Here is a 15478-nt window from a genome sequence, read left to right as displayed (position 1 = left end):
AATTTAGCCCATCGCCCCCGCTTTACCAAACAGACCTTGAGGACGAATCAATAAGACCACTGCCATTAATACAAAAATAGAGAGTTCGGCTAACTCGGGGAAGAAGAGTGAGGTCATACTATAGACAACGCCAACCAAAAGTCCCGCTACCACTGCACCAACTGGTGAGCCCATGCCACCCACAACAGTAACTACAAATGACTCAGCAAGAATGGGTATACCCATTTCTGGATTAACTGAGCGAGTTGGCGCAGCCAGGATTCCAGATAGACCAGCAATCGCGCAACCCAGACCGAATACCAGTAGCCAAACTTTGGCAATATCAATACCTAACACTTTGACAATTTCTTGGTCGGCTGCACCGGCTTTAATAATTAGTCCGTAGCGGGTTTTCTGGATAAAAAACCAGACGCCAAAAATAATAAGGGCAGTAGCAGCAATCAGAAAGAGGCGATATTTTGGGAAGTCACCAATGCCTACATTCATTGTTCCGCCAAGGCCAGCCGGCGTCACTGAGGGAAGTCCTTCAATGCCGAAAGTCACGCGCATCACTTCAATCAAAACATAGGATAGGCCAAAGGTAAGCAGTAGTGGGTAATCAATACCGCGACCATATAGAGGTCTTACTAAGAAGCGCTCGGTGAACAAACCAAGGCCTCCAGTAACAAGCGGTGTTAAAACAAGGCTAAACCAAAAGTTACCGGTTACCCCCAAGAAATAAACACCTAAAAATGCGCCCACCATAAAGAAAGCACCATGGGCAAAGTTCACTACATTGAGCATGCCAAAAATAAGACATAAGCCTAAAGCAAGGAGTGCATAAATGCTGCCTAGGGCAATGCCTGTTAGCAACTGCATGCATAAAAGTTCGAAGGATAGACCGGTCATAAATGTACTCAGAAAAACTCCCCATGACCAAACCGGTTCAAGGGGAGTGAATCAGGGTAAATCAAGTGATCTACCCTGAGATTTGGTATTAGGCTTTGTGGCCTAGCTCTGCGCAACTGCGCATATTTTTCTCAGTAGTGGGTTCGATAGTCAGAATATTGAAGACATCGTATTTGTCTTTCATATTCTTGGATTTGGACTCAACAATAATCACAGTTTGAACGGCTTGATGATCGCACTTACGATAGTACTCAGGACCTTTGTACCAATCGTATTTGAGGTTTTCCATGGCGGTGACTACCTTCATGGTTTCAGTGGATTTGGCAATCTTGATCGAGGCGAGGACACTCCTCACCCCTGCATAACCTAGGGCACCGTAATCGGATGGCACTGAACCGTTATACATTTTGCGGAAAGCATCATTAAATGTTTTGGCTGTTGGAATACGATCCTCTAAGCCCCAGTAATACGAGGTGCCACCAGCAATACCTTCAAATGCTTCTGGACCACCAGCAAGACGTGAGGTATAGAGCAAGACGGGCGTTACTATCTTCATGCTCGATTTCAGGCCAAAGTCGGTACATTGTTTTGCTGCGTTCACAAGGTCGCGGCCAAAGTTACAGAGCACCAAAATATCAGGGTTCAAGGCTTTGATTCTGGGCAAGAAAGCAGAGTAATCAGATGCGCCTAGTGGATGGCGAATATCCGCCAAAGTGGTAGCGCCCATTTCTTTGCCGGCACGTTCAAAGGCGCGTACCATCTCGTGACCATAAGCATAGTCAGCCGTGAGGAACACAATCTTTTTACCAAAGCGAGGAATGGAATAACGAGCCACAGCACCAGCAGTCATCGTTGGGTTCAAAGCTTCGTGGAATGTATAGACACTCCAGTCTTTGGCTTCGTTAATCGCATCAGACTGACTGATGGAATTAAAAAGTACTTTACGTTCTTTACAAACCGCATTGATTGAAAGTTGTGTGGCAGCAGACAATGAGCCAACTACATAGTTCACTTTATCTTTTTCTATTAGCTCTAATGTGCGTGTAGCAGCTTCACCAGGATTTAATTTGTCGTCACGCACTAAGAGTTCGGCTTTGCGACCATTAAATCCACCGGCATCATTAAATTCTTTAATGGCCAATTCAGCTGCCTTTACTTGATCCTGAGCTTCTGCTGAAAATGGACCAGTTAGGGGAGTTGGAAAACCGATCTTAATCGTGTCGGCTTGGGCCTTAGCAACATTTAACCAAAGTGGGGTGCTTGCAACTGTAGCTCCACCAATCAGTATTTTTCTTCTAGTTTGACTCGTTACCTTTTGTTTCATGGTTGTCTCCTCCATTTAAAACTGTGTTTGAATAAGAATACTTTTTTGTTTCATAAATCTTAACTGAAAGCACCAATTAATGCGTGGATTCAGGCACTGCTTTCCCTTGGGCTAATAAATCACTGATATCAATGGCGGTTTCTGCCATTACAGTATCGGCATTCCTTTTGAGCTTGGCGTTATCCCTTGCGCCTTTACTCCCTTGCGCTTGCATATAGCGACCCAAATACTGGGCTCTAGCTACTACCTGCTGGCCTAATTTCAGGCGTTCATCTCCATAGGCCTTTAGAGCTTCTGGACTGGCACCCAACTTAGCAATATGTCTGGCAATAACGATGGCTTCATCTCCTGCCTTAGTCACACCCATTCCTACATGTGGTCTACCCACAAATGCTGCATCGCCCATCAAAGCAACTCTGCCAAAAACAATTTGCTCAGAACGGACGTCATATATCGCTTGTAAAAATGGAGAGACCGTTTTTTCTAATATCTCCGTATATTGGGGCGCGAGGATTGCTTGGGCTTCTTTACGCATATTTGCTATATGTTTTCCAGAAACCTTAGAAGGGGAGATGCCAGTAGGATGGTAATGACCATCATCATCTGTCAGCAGCTCGATCAGCTCCTGAGATTCAGATGCAGGACGATACCAAACAAAGTTATAACGTCGTTTGCCTGGGCGCGTGTCATTACCAGACCCAGCTACTGGATACCCCAGCATCTGCTCACCACTCGGTAGGCAAAATCCAAAATAGTTAAATAGCGTATCCAGGGTGTACTGAGACAGTACTGATTCGTCACAGACTCCGCGCCACGCAATATACCCTGCATATTCAGGCTGAATCTCGGGTGCAAGCTGCGCTCTAACGCCAGAGCGAATGCCATCAGAGGCAATCAATAACTCGGCCTCATATTGACTGCCATCATCACAACCAACTTGTACTGCATTTGCATCTTGAGTCACTGTTTTTACCGTCTTACCTTGTAGATAGCGCTCAACAGGAAAGTTTTCCTTGAGCATCTGATATAGCCGGCTCCAAGAGGTCAGTATTTGAGGTAGCGCCATTTCACCTAGAGTCTGTCCATCAGCGCCCAAGGTGACACGCTTTGTTACCGCTACTCCGAGGGAATCATCCACTGTTACTCCGGCGGCACCCAATGCTTTAGCTAAGGCATCATGCGTCACAATACCTGCGCCGCGACCATCTAGGGAACCGGTTGCTTTTTCTAGCAGGGTGACATCATGACCTTGACGCAGCAATATATTAGCTACAAACAAGCCACCAAGAGATCCACCGGCTACCAGTATTTTTGCCATATTTTTCTTAGGCTGCCTTGGCATCCAAAGCAGCTTTCTCTTCAGCGGGGTAATTTAATTCAATCACCACGCCATTAGGGTCATCCAAAAAAATCTGATGAAGCTTAATTGCAGGAACGGTACGCTCGCGGTATGGAACCTTGAGTTCTTTTAGCAGAGCAATCTTTTCTTCTAGGCCTATGGCAAAGAAAGCAATGTGATCTACCGCGCCAGAGCCATGAAGCGAGCTAGGATCACGCTCTCCTAGGTATTGCTTTAATCCGTTTGGATCATTCTTATCAATTGCGATCAGGTGCAGTACGGCGTTTGCCCAGCTACCCTCATCGCCGTTATAGAGCCAGACACCAGGAAAGGGAAATTCCGGGCGTGGTCCCACGGTAAGACCAAATAGTTTGCAATAGAACTCTGTGGTCTTTTCAATCTCGAGGCTGCGGATGGAAAAGTGATTTAGGCTTAAGTTAGTCATAGTTACCTTTGAAATTACGCAAAGAGGATTTTTGCTGAAAGTAGATAGGATCGAATGCGATCGCGAATGATGTCTTGCTCTGCATTCGGGCTACTATCGTCATAAATTGCTTGACCATAGATCCAGCGGCGCATACCAATATAAAAGATGCCACCATGCAGCCCCATTAGAAATTCTAATTCTCGATGGGTCGGCTTAGGTCTAGTTGAACGCTCGCAATATTTGCGGGTTTCTCGAATGAGTCTTGGCAGCAGGCGGGAGCGGAGAAGTTCAAAGAATCGATCGCTAATAGAGTGGTCGCTTAAGCCTGAAAAAATTAAAATACGTACAAAGTCATAGGTGAGCACTGTATTGCTGTAATCAAGATAAAACGCGTTTAACTTTTCTTCGGGGGAGAGAAGTTTGTCATCTAGCAATTCCTCCCATTCAGGCTTCCACCTGGATTCAAAGACTTCTTTATAAACCGCTTTGATCAACGCTTCTTTAGTGGGGAAGTAATGGTAAAGCAGGGTATGGGTAACCCCCAACTCTTTCGTCAGATTTCGTAACTGCCCATCGATGCCATGTTTGGCAAAAAACTGAATAGCGCGATCAAGGATTTGGCGCTTTCGGTCCGTAGTACTCATGCGGCGACGAGCTGGTGCCATTTCCTCAATTAAATTTGAGGCCCTTCTGATACTGGAGGTGCGGTCTTCATTAAAGCTCATGAATTCTCAGGGTTTATCCGAATTTGGACTTATTGACCAAAAGTTAAATAATGGTACATTGTTGAGCAGTTGGTAGATAAGACTCTATTCGTACAAACCCCAAGGAGACCAAATGGAACTAAATGGTGAGCAACTCATAGCCGCTCCTATCCCTGCTGTATGGGAGGGTTTGAACGATATTGATGTGCTTGCCAAGTCCATTCCGGGTTGCGAGGAAATTAGTCGTATTTCGCCTGAAGAGATCCATGCCAAAGTGATGTTCAAGATTGGACCCGTACGGGCGCGTTTTTCTGGGAAATTGCTTCTGAGTGACGTTATTCCCAACCAATCTTGCTCGATGTCATTCGAAGGGTCTGGCGGCGCAGCTGGTTTTGCCAAAGGACGTTCCCGTGTCGAGCTTAAGCAGGCAGAAGGTGGAACACTAGTGTCCTATACAACCGAAGCATCGATTGGTGGGAAGCTGGGACAAATTGGCGGTCGCTTAATTAGTGCTTCCGCCAAAAAGATTGCAGATGACTTTTTTCAAAAATTTGCAACAGAGTTAGGCGGGGAGGCAATAGCATTGGATTCCGGTGCTAGTAGTGAATAAAAAAGTCGTTCAAAAATAACCGAATTAAAAACTAAACAACAATAAAAAGCCTTAAGGCTTGATTGATTAGTGGTGGAGGAGATGCAATGAAAGCAGCAGCATTTGATTATGTAAAGCCCAAGGCGCTGCAAGATGCTTTGTCTTTACTGGCTGAAGCGGGCGATGATGCCCAATTAATTGCTGGCGGACAAACTCTGCTAGCCACGCTCAATATGCGCCTATCAGAACCAAGCGTTCTGATTGATATTACCGATTTAGCTGAGCTTAAAGGGATCACTTTAGAGGGTGACCACTTGAGAATCGGTGCCTTGGTTACCCATACTGAAATTGAAGATTCTGAGTTAATTGCCAAGCATGCCCCCTTACTAAAGGCAGCTGCACCCCATATTGCCCATCGTGCAATCCGCAATCTGGGTACCTGGGGTGGTTCGCTTGCTTACGGCGATCCCGCAGCAGAATGGCCAGCCTGTAGTTTGACATTACGGGCGACCATGATTATTCAAGGCCCTGCTGGAGAACGCCGAATTTCTGCTAACGATTTTTTTATTGATCTTTACACCACTACCTTAGAGCCGGATGAAATTCTGGTGGCTACGGAAATTCCGCTCGCCACTAGTCAGGAAGTTTTTTATTTCCATGAACTATCAAGGCGTCATGGTGATTACGCTATTGCAGGCCTGGCAGCTGTTGCGCAAAAGCAGGGTGATGTTTTGAGTCAATGTGCATTTACTTTTTTCTCGGTTAGCTCGAAGCCTGTCATGGCAACAAAGGCACAGAATTTGGTAAATGGACAAAAACTCAATGAGGAACTGATTGGGAATGCGGTAGCCGCTGCGCGCGCTGAGATTGAGGCGATCGCAGATATCACTAACAGTGCAGAAGCCAAACAACACCTCATTGGTGTTTTGCTTGAGCGTGGCCTTAAGCACATGCTTGCTTAAATAAGATAGAACTAAAAAATAGATCAGTTTTTGGAGACCTAAATGAGCCTGAAGAAACCTATTTCAATGACAGTTAATGGCGTGCTTGTGAATGCCGAAATTGAACCGCGTAGACATTTAGTTGATTTCTTGCGTGAAGATTTGCACTTAAAGGGGCCACATCTTGGTTGTGAGCAGGGCGCTTGTGGGGCCTGCACTGTCAAGGTGAACGGCCAAATTATTCGGGGCTGCTTATTCTTAGCAGTCCAAGCGAACGGTGCTGTAGTCGAGACTATTGAAGGCTTGACTAAGAGTGGCGCTTTAGCTGATCTGCAAGAGTCTTTCATGCGCCATAACGCCATGCAATGCGGTTTTTGCTCTTCTGGAATGTTGCTGGCCGCTGCAGAGTTGATTGAGATGCAGCCAAAGGCCTCTCGCGAAGAAGTGCGCGAGTGGATTTCAGGAAATTACTGTCGCTGCACTGGTTATCACTCTATCGTCGATGCAATTGTGGATGTATTAGAGGCTCGTGCTAAGGGTCAAAAAATTAAACCAGTTGTTGCTCACGCTTAACGGATTTAGGAAAACGCATTATGAATAAGCCAAGTGATTTGAAAGGTCTGGTTCTCGATCCTGTTACCAATGACCAGCGCTATATCGGTAATAGTGAGCCAAGACATAGCGCACGCCGTTTGCTCGAAGGTCAAGGCACCTATATTGATGATATTCAACTGCCCCGTATGGGTCATGTAGTCTACTGGCGTTCTCCGGTAGCCCATATGAAGATTGGCAAAATCCATTCTGAGCATGCACGTAAGATGCCTGGCGTTCTAGCGGTTGTAGATGGCGCACAGATGGCGACAATATGTAAGCCGTGGGTGGCTACCTTAGGTCACCTCGTTGGCATGAAATCTGCTCCGCAACATGCATTAGCCATTGATCGCGCTTGTTGGCAGGGTGAGCCAGTAGTGGCGGTTGTAGCAGAAACTCGCGCTCAAGCTGAAGATGCCTTGCAATATATTGAAGTGGAATGGGAAGAATTGCCTGCAGTAGTTTCGATGGAAACGGCTTTGGATCCAGAAACCCCATTAATTCATCCTGAGCTGGGCGATAACCTGTGTTTTACCCGCAGCCTAGATGTAGGCAATGTCGATGAGGTATTTGCCACTGCAGATGTGGTTGCCGAGGCTAGCTTTGGGTTTGGGCGTCACACTGGCGTGACATTAGAGCCTCGCTGCCAAATTGCTGATTACAACCCAGGCGATCGTCGCCTCACTGTCTATCATTCTCAACAAGCACCGCACATGATGCAAGATTTGTATTGCCGTCAGTTTGGTTTATCTGAATCGGATGTGCGTGTGATTTGTAAAGATGTAGGCGGCTCCTTTGGTATTAAGGTGCACGCCTATCCGGATGACTTTGCCACTGTAGGTCTAGCAATAATGTTAGAGCGTCCAGTGAAGTTTGTTGCTGATCGCTTAGAGTCATTTACCAGTGATATTCATGCGCGTGAGCATCGTATTAAAGGCCGCATTGCTGCTAATAAGGAAGGTGATATCTTGGCATTCGAGATTGATGACCTCACAGCGATCGGTCCTTACTCGATGTTCCCTAGAACAAGTGCAATTGAAGGTAATCAAGTTGTCAATTTGGTGGGCGGACCTTATAAGCATCAACACTATCGAGCCAAGTTGAATGTCGTCTTTCAGAATAAAACCCCTACCTGTCAATACCGCGGTGTAGGCCATCCAATTGCTTGTGCTGTAACTGAAGGCTTAGTCGACTTGGCTGCACAGAAATTGCAGATGGATCCATTGGAATTCCGTAAGCGCAATGTGATTCCAGATGATGCTTATCCTTGCTCAGGAATTTCAGGAATTAAGCTTGAAGTCCTGTCACATGAGCAATGCTTGCGTACCATTGAGAAAATGATGAACTACTCGGCTTTGCGTAAAGAACAGGCCGAGCTGCGCAAAAAAGGAATCTATCGCGGTATTGGTTTTGCAACCTTGATTGAATTAACTAATCCAAGTCCAGCATTTTATGGAGTTGGGGGTGCACGGATTGCCTCCCAAGATGGAGCCTCTGTAAGGCTTGATCCTAGCGGGGTTGTGTCCGTATTGGTTGGTGTTGGTGAACAAGGCCAGGGCACTGAAGGCATCTATGCGCAAATTGCAGCAGATGCAGTCGGTGTTTCGATTAATCAGGTGCGTATCGTGACTGGCGATACTGACGTCACTCCCTATGGCGGTGGCACTTGGGCATCGCGTGGTGCAGGAGTGGGTGGCGAAGCTGTTCTATTAGCCTGCCAAGCATTACAAGAAAATATTCTGAAACTAGCAGGTGCGATTTTAAAACGTCCCGTCACAGAATTATCAGTACATCGTAGCCAGGTTTTGGATAAGGCGACCGGGGAGCAGTTATTACCATTTAGTGAGATTGGCCGCATTGGTTATTTTAGGACCGATACCTTGCCACCCGGTTTTTCAGCTGATCTCATGGTGACACGTCATTACACACAAAAAGAGTATCCATTCATTTTTACAAATGGAGTACAAGCTTCTTATGTGGAGGTGGATCCTGACACTGGCTTTGTAAAGCTGTTAAAGCATTGGGCGGTAGAGGATTGTGGTCGTGTTATTAATCCAATGCTCGTCGATGAACAAGTCCGCGGTGCTATTGTGCAGGGAATTGGTGGTGTGTTATTCGAAGAGTGTCTCTATGATGACAGTGGTTTAATGCGGAATGGCAATATGGCTGATTATCTAGTGCCGATGGCAAATGAGATGCCTGATATCGAGGTTGCGCACGTCGAGACGCCCACGCAATCATCGAAGTTGGGTGCAAAGGGTGCGGGTGAAGCTGGAACTGCTGGAGCACCAGGCGCGGTAATGAATGCAATTAATGATGCCCTAGCACCATTTAACACCGCCGTCTTTGATCAGCCTATTACCTGTGAAAAAATCCTGCGGGCATTAGGTAAGATTTAATGAAGCAAGATTTAATGAAGCAAGATTTAATTAATTAAGATTTTAAAAATAGCTTAGCGCTGCAAGATGTGGCGCTTCGATAAACAAAAAACCCAGGACAGATTCCTGGGTTTTTTATGATGATCTAAGGACAATTAACCAGCTTGAATGTTGGTAGCCTGTTTGCCTTTAGGACCTTGGGTAATATCAAACGTTACCTTTTGGTTCTCTTGGAGGGTTTTGAAACCACCCATATTGATTGCGCTGAAATGCGCGAACAACTCTTCTTCACTATCATCTGGTTTGATAAAACCAAAACCTTTTGCATCATTAAACCACTTAACTATTCCGGTAGACATACGAACTCCATTGCATAAACTTAAAACAACCGTGATGGGGGGTAAATACGGGTTAACCAGTTTTACCCTACAACACACCATAAAAGACTTCAATTAAAGCCTAGCGGCTCATTGTTTGCTCATTTTGCTGGGGTGTCAAGGAGTTGTGCAAAAGAATCGATTCAGAGGCCTGCTTTGGCTATAAAGAGACACTAGGCGAGTGTTCTTGGGGCATATGGCATCTTTCAGGGCTAATGAGCTGCTGTAACATCTAGTTTTAGAGGTTTTATCAATTTCAACTGGATGGCGAGTACAGATATGTCTACATTAAAGGGTAAAACAGCCCTGGTAACGGGATCAACTAGCGGTATTGGTTTGGGGATAGCCATAGCGCTAGCGAAGCAGGGTGCCAATATTATGGTGAATGGCTTTGGCGAGAAAGACGAAGCAATTGCCCAAATTAAAGCATTTGGCGTTGAAGTGGATTATCACGGCGCAGATATGAGTAAGCCCGCCGAGATCGCAGATTTGATTCAGCAAACTGAAAAACGTTTCGGCTCTTTAGATATTTTAATTAACAACGCTGGAATTCAATATGTAGCGAATGTTGAAGACTTCCCTACCGATAAGTGGGATGCCATTATTGCAATTAATTTAAGCTCGGCATTTCATACTTCGCATCATGCGCTGCCAGGTATGCAGAAACGGAATTGGGGCCGCATTATCAACATTGCTTCCGTGCACGGTCTAGTGGCCTCAACTCAAAAAGCCGCTTATGTGGCAGCAAAGCATGGGATTATTGGTCTTACTAAAGTGATTGCGCTTGAGAATGCGCGGACTGGTATTACCTGTAATGCAATTTGCCCAGGCTGGGTATTAACACCTTTGGTGCAAAAGCAGGTAGATGCGCGTGCGGAGCATGAGGGTATTTCTAATGACGCAGCTAAGATTGCCTTAGTGTCTGAAAAGCAGCCTTCTGCTCAGTTTGTTTCTCCCGAACAGTTGGGAGCTTTAGCGGTATTCCTCTGTAGTCCAGATGCCTCTGAAGTACGTGGGGCTGCCTGGAATATGGACGGTGGTTGGACTGCACAATAATCTGCAGATTAAATATCTAGCTTTGGCAAGGCGCTTCGTAAAGGCGGTCTACTTTGCCTGCCATGAGTAATTGACTCGGCAAGACTCTTCCAATTAGGGTCTGCAAGTCTTTTGAGCATTCTAATAAAGCATCAATCTGCATATTCGTATCAAAGCCCATGAGATCGAACATATGGACGAGTTCTTCAGTGCAAATATTTCCGGTTGCGCCAGGAGCATAAGGGCAACCACCTAAGCCACCCAATGAAGAGTCAAAGCGGTCGATGCCACTGTTTACGGCCGCTAAGGCGTTTGCGAGACCCATGCCCCGGGTGTTATGGAAATGCAAGGTCCATTGCAGCTTTGGATACTTGGCTTGGGTAGCCTCGCATATTGCTTGAACTTGCGCAGGATTTGCCATGCCAGTAGTATCGCAGATAGTAATACCGCGTACCCCAAGGTTAGCAAACCGATCTACCCAGGACATGAATTCTGCTAAAGAGGTAATACCTGACATAGGACAGCCAAAGCTAGTCGATAAAGAAATATTCACTGCAGTCTTATTTGCATGCGCTAATTCAATAACTGAGACAAGTCCCTGAAAAGAGTCCTCACGACCCATCTTGAGGTTGGCTTGGTTATGCGTTTCACTAACTGACATCACTAAATTGAATTCATCAACGCCAACGGTTAATGCTCTTTCTGCACCCTTGAGGTTCGGAATTAGAACCGTATATTCAACACCGGGCTCTCGATAGATGCCTTTCATGACCGCCTCAGCATCGGCTAACATCGGTATTGCTTTTGGGCTAGTAAAAGAGCTCACTTCAATCTTGGCATACCCCGCACGACTTAGGCGGTTAATCAGAGCAATTTTTTCCTCTGTCGGAATAAAGGTACTTTCCGCCTGAAACCCGTCACGTGTAACAACTTCTTGGATATAGATCCGTTTTGGGCTTTTAAGGGGCACAGTGTTTGTCATAAAGATAGGCTATTTTGAACCCAAATTGGGCTAAGTCGCTATTTTAAGAGAGAATTCTGGATTTTGGCTTGCCACAGCACAATCATCAGAATCGTTTATAGTTAGATCCATTATTACTCATAGGAGATTCTTCCATGGCATCAATCTTGGCCTCATTAGGACGCACCGTATTGGCAGGTTTTGTTCTGCTCGTTATCATCATCTTCGCTTTGGGCGGTAACTTTAGTTCTGCTGAATTGCCTTTCCTATTCCGTTGGGCACACACCATGTTCGGTGTCATGTGGATTGGTCTGCTTTGGTACTTTAACTTTGTGCAAATTCCTTCTATGCCAAAGATTCCAGATGAGCAAAAGCCAGCAATTAGTAAGGTGATCGCACCAGCAGCTTTATTTTGGTTCCGCTATGCAGCGCTCTTCACCGTCATTACTGGTTTGATCGTTGCTGCGTTGAATGGTTACTTACATCAAGCGTTTACATTACAAAGTCCGTTCCGTGCAATCGGCCTAGGAATGTGGATTGCTTTAATTATGGCCTTCAACGTTTGGTTCATTATTTGGCCAAATCAAAAACGCGCTCTTGGTATCGTCGCTGTGGAACCTGACGTCAAAGCAAAATCTGCTCGTGTGGCGATGTTGACATCCCGTTTAAATACACTGCTTTCAGTACCTATGTTGTTCTTGATGGTTGCTCAGTCACACAACACTACTTGGTTTGTGATCGTTTCTTAATCACGCCATCTGCTTTAAAGAAAAGGCCCGCATAGCGGGCCTTTTTGTTTCTGTCATTACCTCTCCGACAAACTTAGCGCAACCCCTATGACAAGATCGGCGGGAGTTCTTTACTTAAGGCACCTCGTTGAGCGGTAGCCGCCCCCATTAAAGCAAAGCCTAGTAATTTGCCATCAGCAGATTCAAACCGTGCCTCAATTCCGCCATCAACAGCAGTTGTTTTCCATTCGCCCTTCACTCCCTTGGCAGGAGGTGAAACGATAGTAGCTAGGGCAGGAGTCTTGACCATGACAGGCATTGCTGGATAGATGAGTGCTGTCCGTTGCCCAATTAAGGTTGGCGCCAATGCCCTTGCTGCCTGCATGATGGGCATCACATAGGGGAGGACAAGCCCATCAACCTCCGCGCAATCGCCAAGCGCATAGACATTACTTGCGCTGGTTTCGAGTTCGCGATTCACTTGGATACCTAAGCCAGTGCGCATACCTGCAGCTTTTGCTAAATCTAATCTGGGTTTTAAACCCACTGCCGATAGGACAGCATCACTTATGATGCAGTCACCATTGGCTAAGGTAATTTGCAAAACGTCTCCATTGCGATCGATAGACTGCACTGTGGTGGAGAAATGCCAGCGTACACCAGCATCGCTCAATTTCGCCTGCAGCTCTTTAGCTGCTTGCTCGGGTAACAGTCTACCCAATGGCTGAGCGGCCAAATCAATCACATCTACTGCATAGCCGCCTAATACTAAATCGTTGGCAAACTCACAGCCAATGAGGCCCGCACCCAGAATGGCAATATTTTTTTTACCTACTATTGCATGACGAAAGCGGGCGTAATCCTCAAGATCATTTACCGTCAGTACTTCTTTGGCAGCGTTACCAGCCAAAGGTAAACGAATTTGATCTGACCCTAGGGCCATCACAAGCTTGCCATAAGGCACTTCCCCTTTGTTCGTTTGCAGTGTCTGTGCTTGAATGTTGATCGCACTCACATCTGTTTCAGATAGGATAGTGATTTCCAGCTGCGTTGCCATTCCATCTGCTGGGGTGGTAACTAGTTGAGCTACTTCTTTCTTGCCTGCAAGTGCGGTAGAGAGCATAGGCTTGGAATAAAAATAGCCAGGCTCACGAGTGATTAAGGTAATCGGGACAGATTTATCTAGTTTACGAACCTCACGAATAACGGTATACCCAGCTAATCCGCTCCCAATGATGACGATTGCGGATGATTGAGGTGTGTTTTGAGTCAAAGCTGGGCTCCCAAGTAAAGCAGAAAAAAGTTATATAAAAAGAGAAAATCAGAGTCTAAAAATACTGAAGAGCTTAGCTTACCTGAACCATCTCAAAGTCAGCCTTTGCAACCCCACAATCTGGACATTCCCAATTTTCGGGGATATCAGACCAAGCAGTTCCGGCAGCGATGCCATCCTCTGGTAAGCCTAAAGCTTCATCATAGATAAAGCCGCATACGATACATTGCCAAGTTTTCATGTTTATTCCTTAATGATGGTGTATTGATTTTAAATTTAATCGAGTTTTATTTCTTGCTATGACTTATTGCGCTGCAAAGGCTTTGGCCTGCTCTAAGGCTTTCTTGTAATGGTTTGCATGACGCTCTTCGACGTTTGCCAAGGCCGCAAAGCGTTTTGCTGCTTTAGCTAATACCGCTTGAAATTGCTCAGCATGCTCTTTGGACTCAGCAATCTGTTCATCAATTTCTTGAATGGCTGCAGAATTACCTTCTTCTACTGCAGTCTTCCGAAATGATGGGTACATTTCTGTGTACTCATAAGTCTCCCCTTCGATTGCAATTTCAAGTGCGCGAGTCGGGGTAATGGTGTGAGCAGGGTAGAGAAGATCTAAGTGACCGAATGCATGCAATACTTCTTGATCTGCAGTAGCCTCAAAAATCTTTGCTGTTTCCTCATCTCCCGCAGCGCGTGCTAATTTTGCAAAGTAGCGGTATTTAATGTGAGCCATTGATTCTCCTGCGAATGCTGACTCTAAGTTTTGGATTGTTTTAATTTCAGGACGTGCCATTTTCATTTCCTTTGTATTGATGATTAAAAATTTGTTGATTACTTAATTTCTTACTTCCTCAACCATGAATCGGATTTTGGGCTTAAATCATTAATCAGTCCAATGAATAATAATGATAGTATTGATCTAAATTATCGATAAGGAACTGATATGGCTTATTTACCCTCGCTTAAACAACTGAGCTATTTAGTGGCCTTGGCAAAAGAGCTTAATTTCACTCGGGCTGCTGAGTCTTGTTTTGTAGGTCAATCTACTTTGAGTGCGGGCTTGAAAGAACTCGAAGAGGGTTTGGGTATCCGCTTGGTTGAGCGTGATCGTCAAAATGTTTCTCTTACGCCAGCTGGCGTTGGAGTGCTGGAGCGCGCTAGGGTGATTCTTGCAGCATCTGAAGACTTAGTGGAATATTCGAACGCTTTAAGTAAGCCGATGACGGCAACTATTCGCTTGGGTGTTATTCCAACCATTGCTCCATTCTTACTACCTAATGTATTGCCTGATATTCGTCAGCGTTTTCCAAATCTTAAAATCACTTTACGAGAAGACCTCACAAAAAATCTGTTAACCAGACTAGCAGATCATCAGCTTGATTTTGCTTTGATTGCTTTGCCATACGATGTCAGTGGCTTGCTTGTTAAAGAATTATTTAATGATGAATTTTGGTTGGTGGCTAGAGAAGATGATCCCGCCCTAAAGGGAAAAGAAGTGACTTTGCCAGCAAAGATGGCTGAGCGCCTCTTATTGTTGGAGGAGGGGCATTGTTTACGTGACCACAGTATGCAGGCGTGCAAGAAGTCCAACATACTTCACGCTGAAGGGATGGAGGCAACTAGCCTCTTAACTTTATTGCAAATGGTGGAATCTGGATTCGGGATTGCCTTGCTTCCAGAGATGGCTATCAAAGGGGGTTTATTAACTAACACGACATTGCTAGCTAGGCCTCTGACTGCGCCTGCACCAAAGCGGGTGATTGCTCTTGTGGCAAGGCCATCTACAGCGCATGCTAAGGAATTTGCAGTCCTATCTGAGTGTATTCAGGAGCGTTTCGGCGGAATTCTTCCGGGCAGTCGAGGACACAGAAGTGTCAAGTTAAATTGAACGCACAGTATTTCTCCGTAAATTTTGGTACAGTCAAA

The 15478-nt window shown here is 45.6% G+C and carries 17 protein-coding genes; 7 read left to right on the top strand and 10 right to left on the bottom strand.

Features of this window, described 5'->3' with window-relative positions; genetic code table 11:
- Positions 1 to 3: 3 nt before the first annotated feature.
- The 5 genes from ICN45_RS03095 to ICN45_RS03075 form a co-directional block, all read right to left on the bottom strand.
- Positions 4 to 888 (bottom strand): branched-chain amino acid ABC transporter permease, encoded by an 885-nt coding sequence (locus ICN45_RS03095; protein ID WP_216172992.1) that lies wholly within the window; start codon positions 886 to 888, stop codon positions 4 to 6.
- Positions 889 to 976: 88 nt separating this feature from the next.
- Entirely contained in the window at positions 977 to 2212 is a 1236-nt protein-coding gene (locus ICN45_RS03090) for an ABC transporter substrate-binding protein (protein WP_216172989.1), read from the bottom strand.
- 76 nt (positions 2213 to 2288) lie between these two features.
- Complete coding sequence (locus ICN45_RS03085; RefSeq protein ID WP_216172987.1) at positions 2289 to 3530, bottom strand: FAD binding domain-containing protein; 1242 nt, start codon at positions 3528 to 3530, stop codon at positions 2289 to 2291.
- Between the two features lie 7 nt (positions 3531 to 3537).
- Positions 3538 to 3996: a VOC family protein gene (locus ICN45_RS03080; RefSeq protein ID WP_216172984.1), complete on the bottom strand. Its 459-nt coding sequence runs from the start codon at positions 3994 to 3996 to the stop codon at positions 3538 to 3540.
- A 14-nt stretch (positions 3997 to 4010) separates the two neighbouring features.
- Entirely contained in the window at positions 4011 to 4703 is a 693-nt protein-coding gene (locus ICN45_RS03075) for a TetR/AcrR family transcriptional regulator (RefSeq protein WP_255531068.1), read from the bottom strand.
- A 112-nt stretch (positions 4704 to 4815) separates the two neighbouring features.
- On the opposite strand from ICN45_RS03075, the gene ICN45_RS03070 reads away from it, so the two are divergent.
- The 4 genes from ICN45_RS03070 to ICN45_RS03055 all read left to right on the top strand — a co-directional run bounded on the left by ICN45_RS03070 (position 4816) and on the right by ICN45_RS03055 (position 9202).
- A complete protein-coding gene (locus ICN45_RS03070; RefSeq protein WP_216172981.1) occupies positions 4816 to 5292 on the top strand; it encodes an SRPBCC family protein in 477 nt (158 codons plus the stop codon).
- 86 nt (positions 5293 to 5378) lie between these two features.
- The gene (locus ICN45_RS03065) at positions 5379 to 6233 is read left to right on the top strand and encodes an FAD binding domain-containing protein (RefSeq protein WP_216172979.1); all 855 of its coding nucleotides are present in this window, start codon (positions 5379 to 5381) and stop codon (positions 6231 to 6233) included.
- 42 nt (positions 6234 to 6275) lie between these two features.
- Positions 6276 to 6785 carry a (2Fe-2S)-binding protein gene (locus tag ICN45_RS03060; RefSeq protein WP_216172976.1) on the top strand — a complete coding sequence of 170 codons (510 nt, stop codon included), beginning with the start codon at positions 6276 to 6278 and terminating at the stop codon, positions 6783 to 6785.
- Between the two features lie 20 nt (positions 6786 to 6805).
- A complete protein-coding gene (locus tag ICN45_RS03055; protein ID WP_216172972.1) occupies positions 6806 to 9202 on the top strand; it encodes a xanthine dehydrogenase family protein molybdopterin-binding subunit in 2397 nt (798 codons plus the stop codon).
- Positions 9203 to 9336: 134 nt separating this feature from the next.
- Here ICN45_RS03055 and ICN45_RS03050 read toward each other — a convergent pair whose 3' ends face one another.
- Positions 9337 to 9540 (bottom strand): cold-shock protein, encoded by a 204-nt coding sequence (locus ICN45_RS03050; protein WP_216172969.1) that lies wholly within the window; start codon positions 9538 to 9540, stop codon positions 9337 to 9339.
- A gap of 297 nt (positions 9541 to 9837) precedes the next feature.
- On the opposite strand from ICN45_RS03050, the gene ICN45_RS03045 reads away from it, so the two are divergent.
- Entirely contained in the window at positions 9838 to 10614 is a 777-nt protein-coding gene (locus ICN45_RS03045) for a 3-hydroxybutyrate dehydrogenase (protein ID WP_216172967.1), read from the top strand.
- Between the two features lie 16 nt (positions 10615 to 10630).
- Here the strand turns inward: ICN45_RS03045 and ICN45_RS03040 are convergent, their stop codons facing one another.
- Positions 10631 to 11575 (bottom strand): hydroxymethylglutaryl-CoA lyase, encoded by a 945-nt coding sequence (locus tag ICN45_RS03040; RefSeq protein ID WP_216172964.1) that lies wholly within the window; start codon positions 11573 to 11575, stop codon positions 10631 to 10633.
- 134 nt (positions 11576 to 11709) lie between these two features.
- Here ICN45_RS03040 and ICN45_RS03035 point away from each other — a divergent pair, with 134 nt between their 5' ends.
- Positions 11710 to 12303, top strand: coding sequence for a urate hydroxylase PuuD (locus ICN45_RS03035; RefSeq protein ID WP_216172962.1), 594 nt, complete (start codon positions 11710 to 11712; stop codon positions 12301 to 12303).
- 85 nt (positions 12304 to 12388) lie between these two features.
- Here the strand turns inward: ICN45_RS03035 and ICN45_RS03030 are convergent, their stop codons facing one another.
- The 3 genes from ICN45_RS03030 to ICN45_RS03020 all read right to left on the bottom strand — a co-directional run bounded on the left by ICN45_RS03030 (position 12389) and on the right by ICN45_RS03020 (position 14345).
- A complete protein-coding gene (locus ICN45_RS03030; RefSeq protein ID WP_216172959.1) occupies positions 12389 to 13555 on the bottom strand; it encodes an NAD(P)/FAD-dependent oxidoreductase in 1167 nt (388 codons plus the stop codon).
- 73 nt (positions 13556 to 13628) lie between these two features.
- Positions 13629 to 13796: a rubredoxin gene (locus ICN45_RS03025; protein ID WP_216861710.1), complete on the bottom strand. Its 168-nt coding sequence runs from the start codon at positions 13794 to 13796 to the stop codon at positions 13629 to 13631.
- A gap of 63 nt (positions 13797 to 13859) precedes the next feature.
- Entirely contained in the window at positions 13860 to 14345 is a 486-nt protein-coding gene (locus ICN45_RS03020) for a rubrerythrin family protein (RefSeq protein WP_216172956.1), read from the bottom strand.
- Positions 14346 to 14495: 150 nt separating this feature from the next.
- Here ICN45_RS03020 and ICN45_RS03015 point away from each other — a divergent pair, with 150 nt between their 5' ends.
- Positions 14496 to 15440 (top strand): hydrogen peroxide-inducible genes activator, encoded by a 945-nt coding sequence (locus tag ICN45_RS03015; protein WP_216172953.1) that lies wholly within the window; start codon positions 14496 to 14498, stop codon positions 15438 to 15440.
- Positions 15441 to 15478 lie beyond the last annotated feature (38 nt).

Source organism: Polynucleobacter alcilacus, from assembly GCF_018881545.1.
Lineage (GTDB): Bacteria > Pseudomonadota > Gammaproteobacteria > Burkholderiales > Burkholderiaceae > Polynucleobacter > Polynucleobacter alcilacus.
The sequence above is the reverse complement of the archived record's forward strand: the minus strand, read 5'-3'. Positions and strand labels throughout refer to the sequence as shown.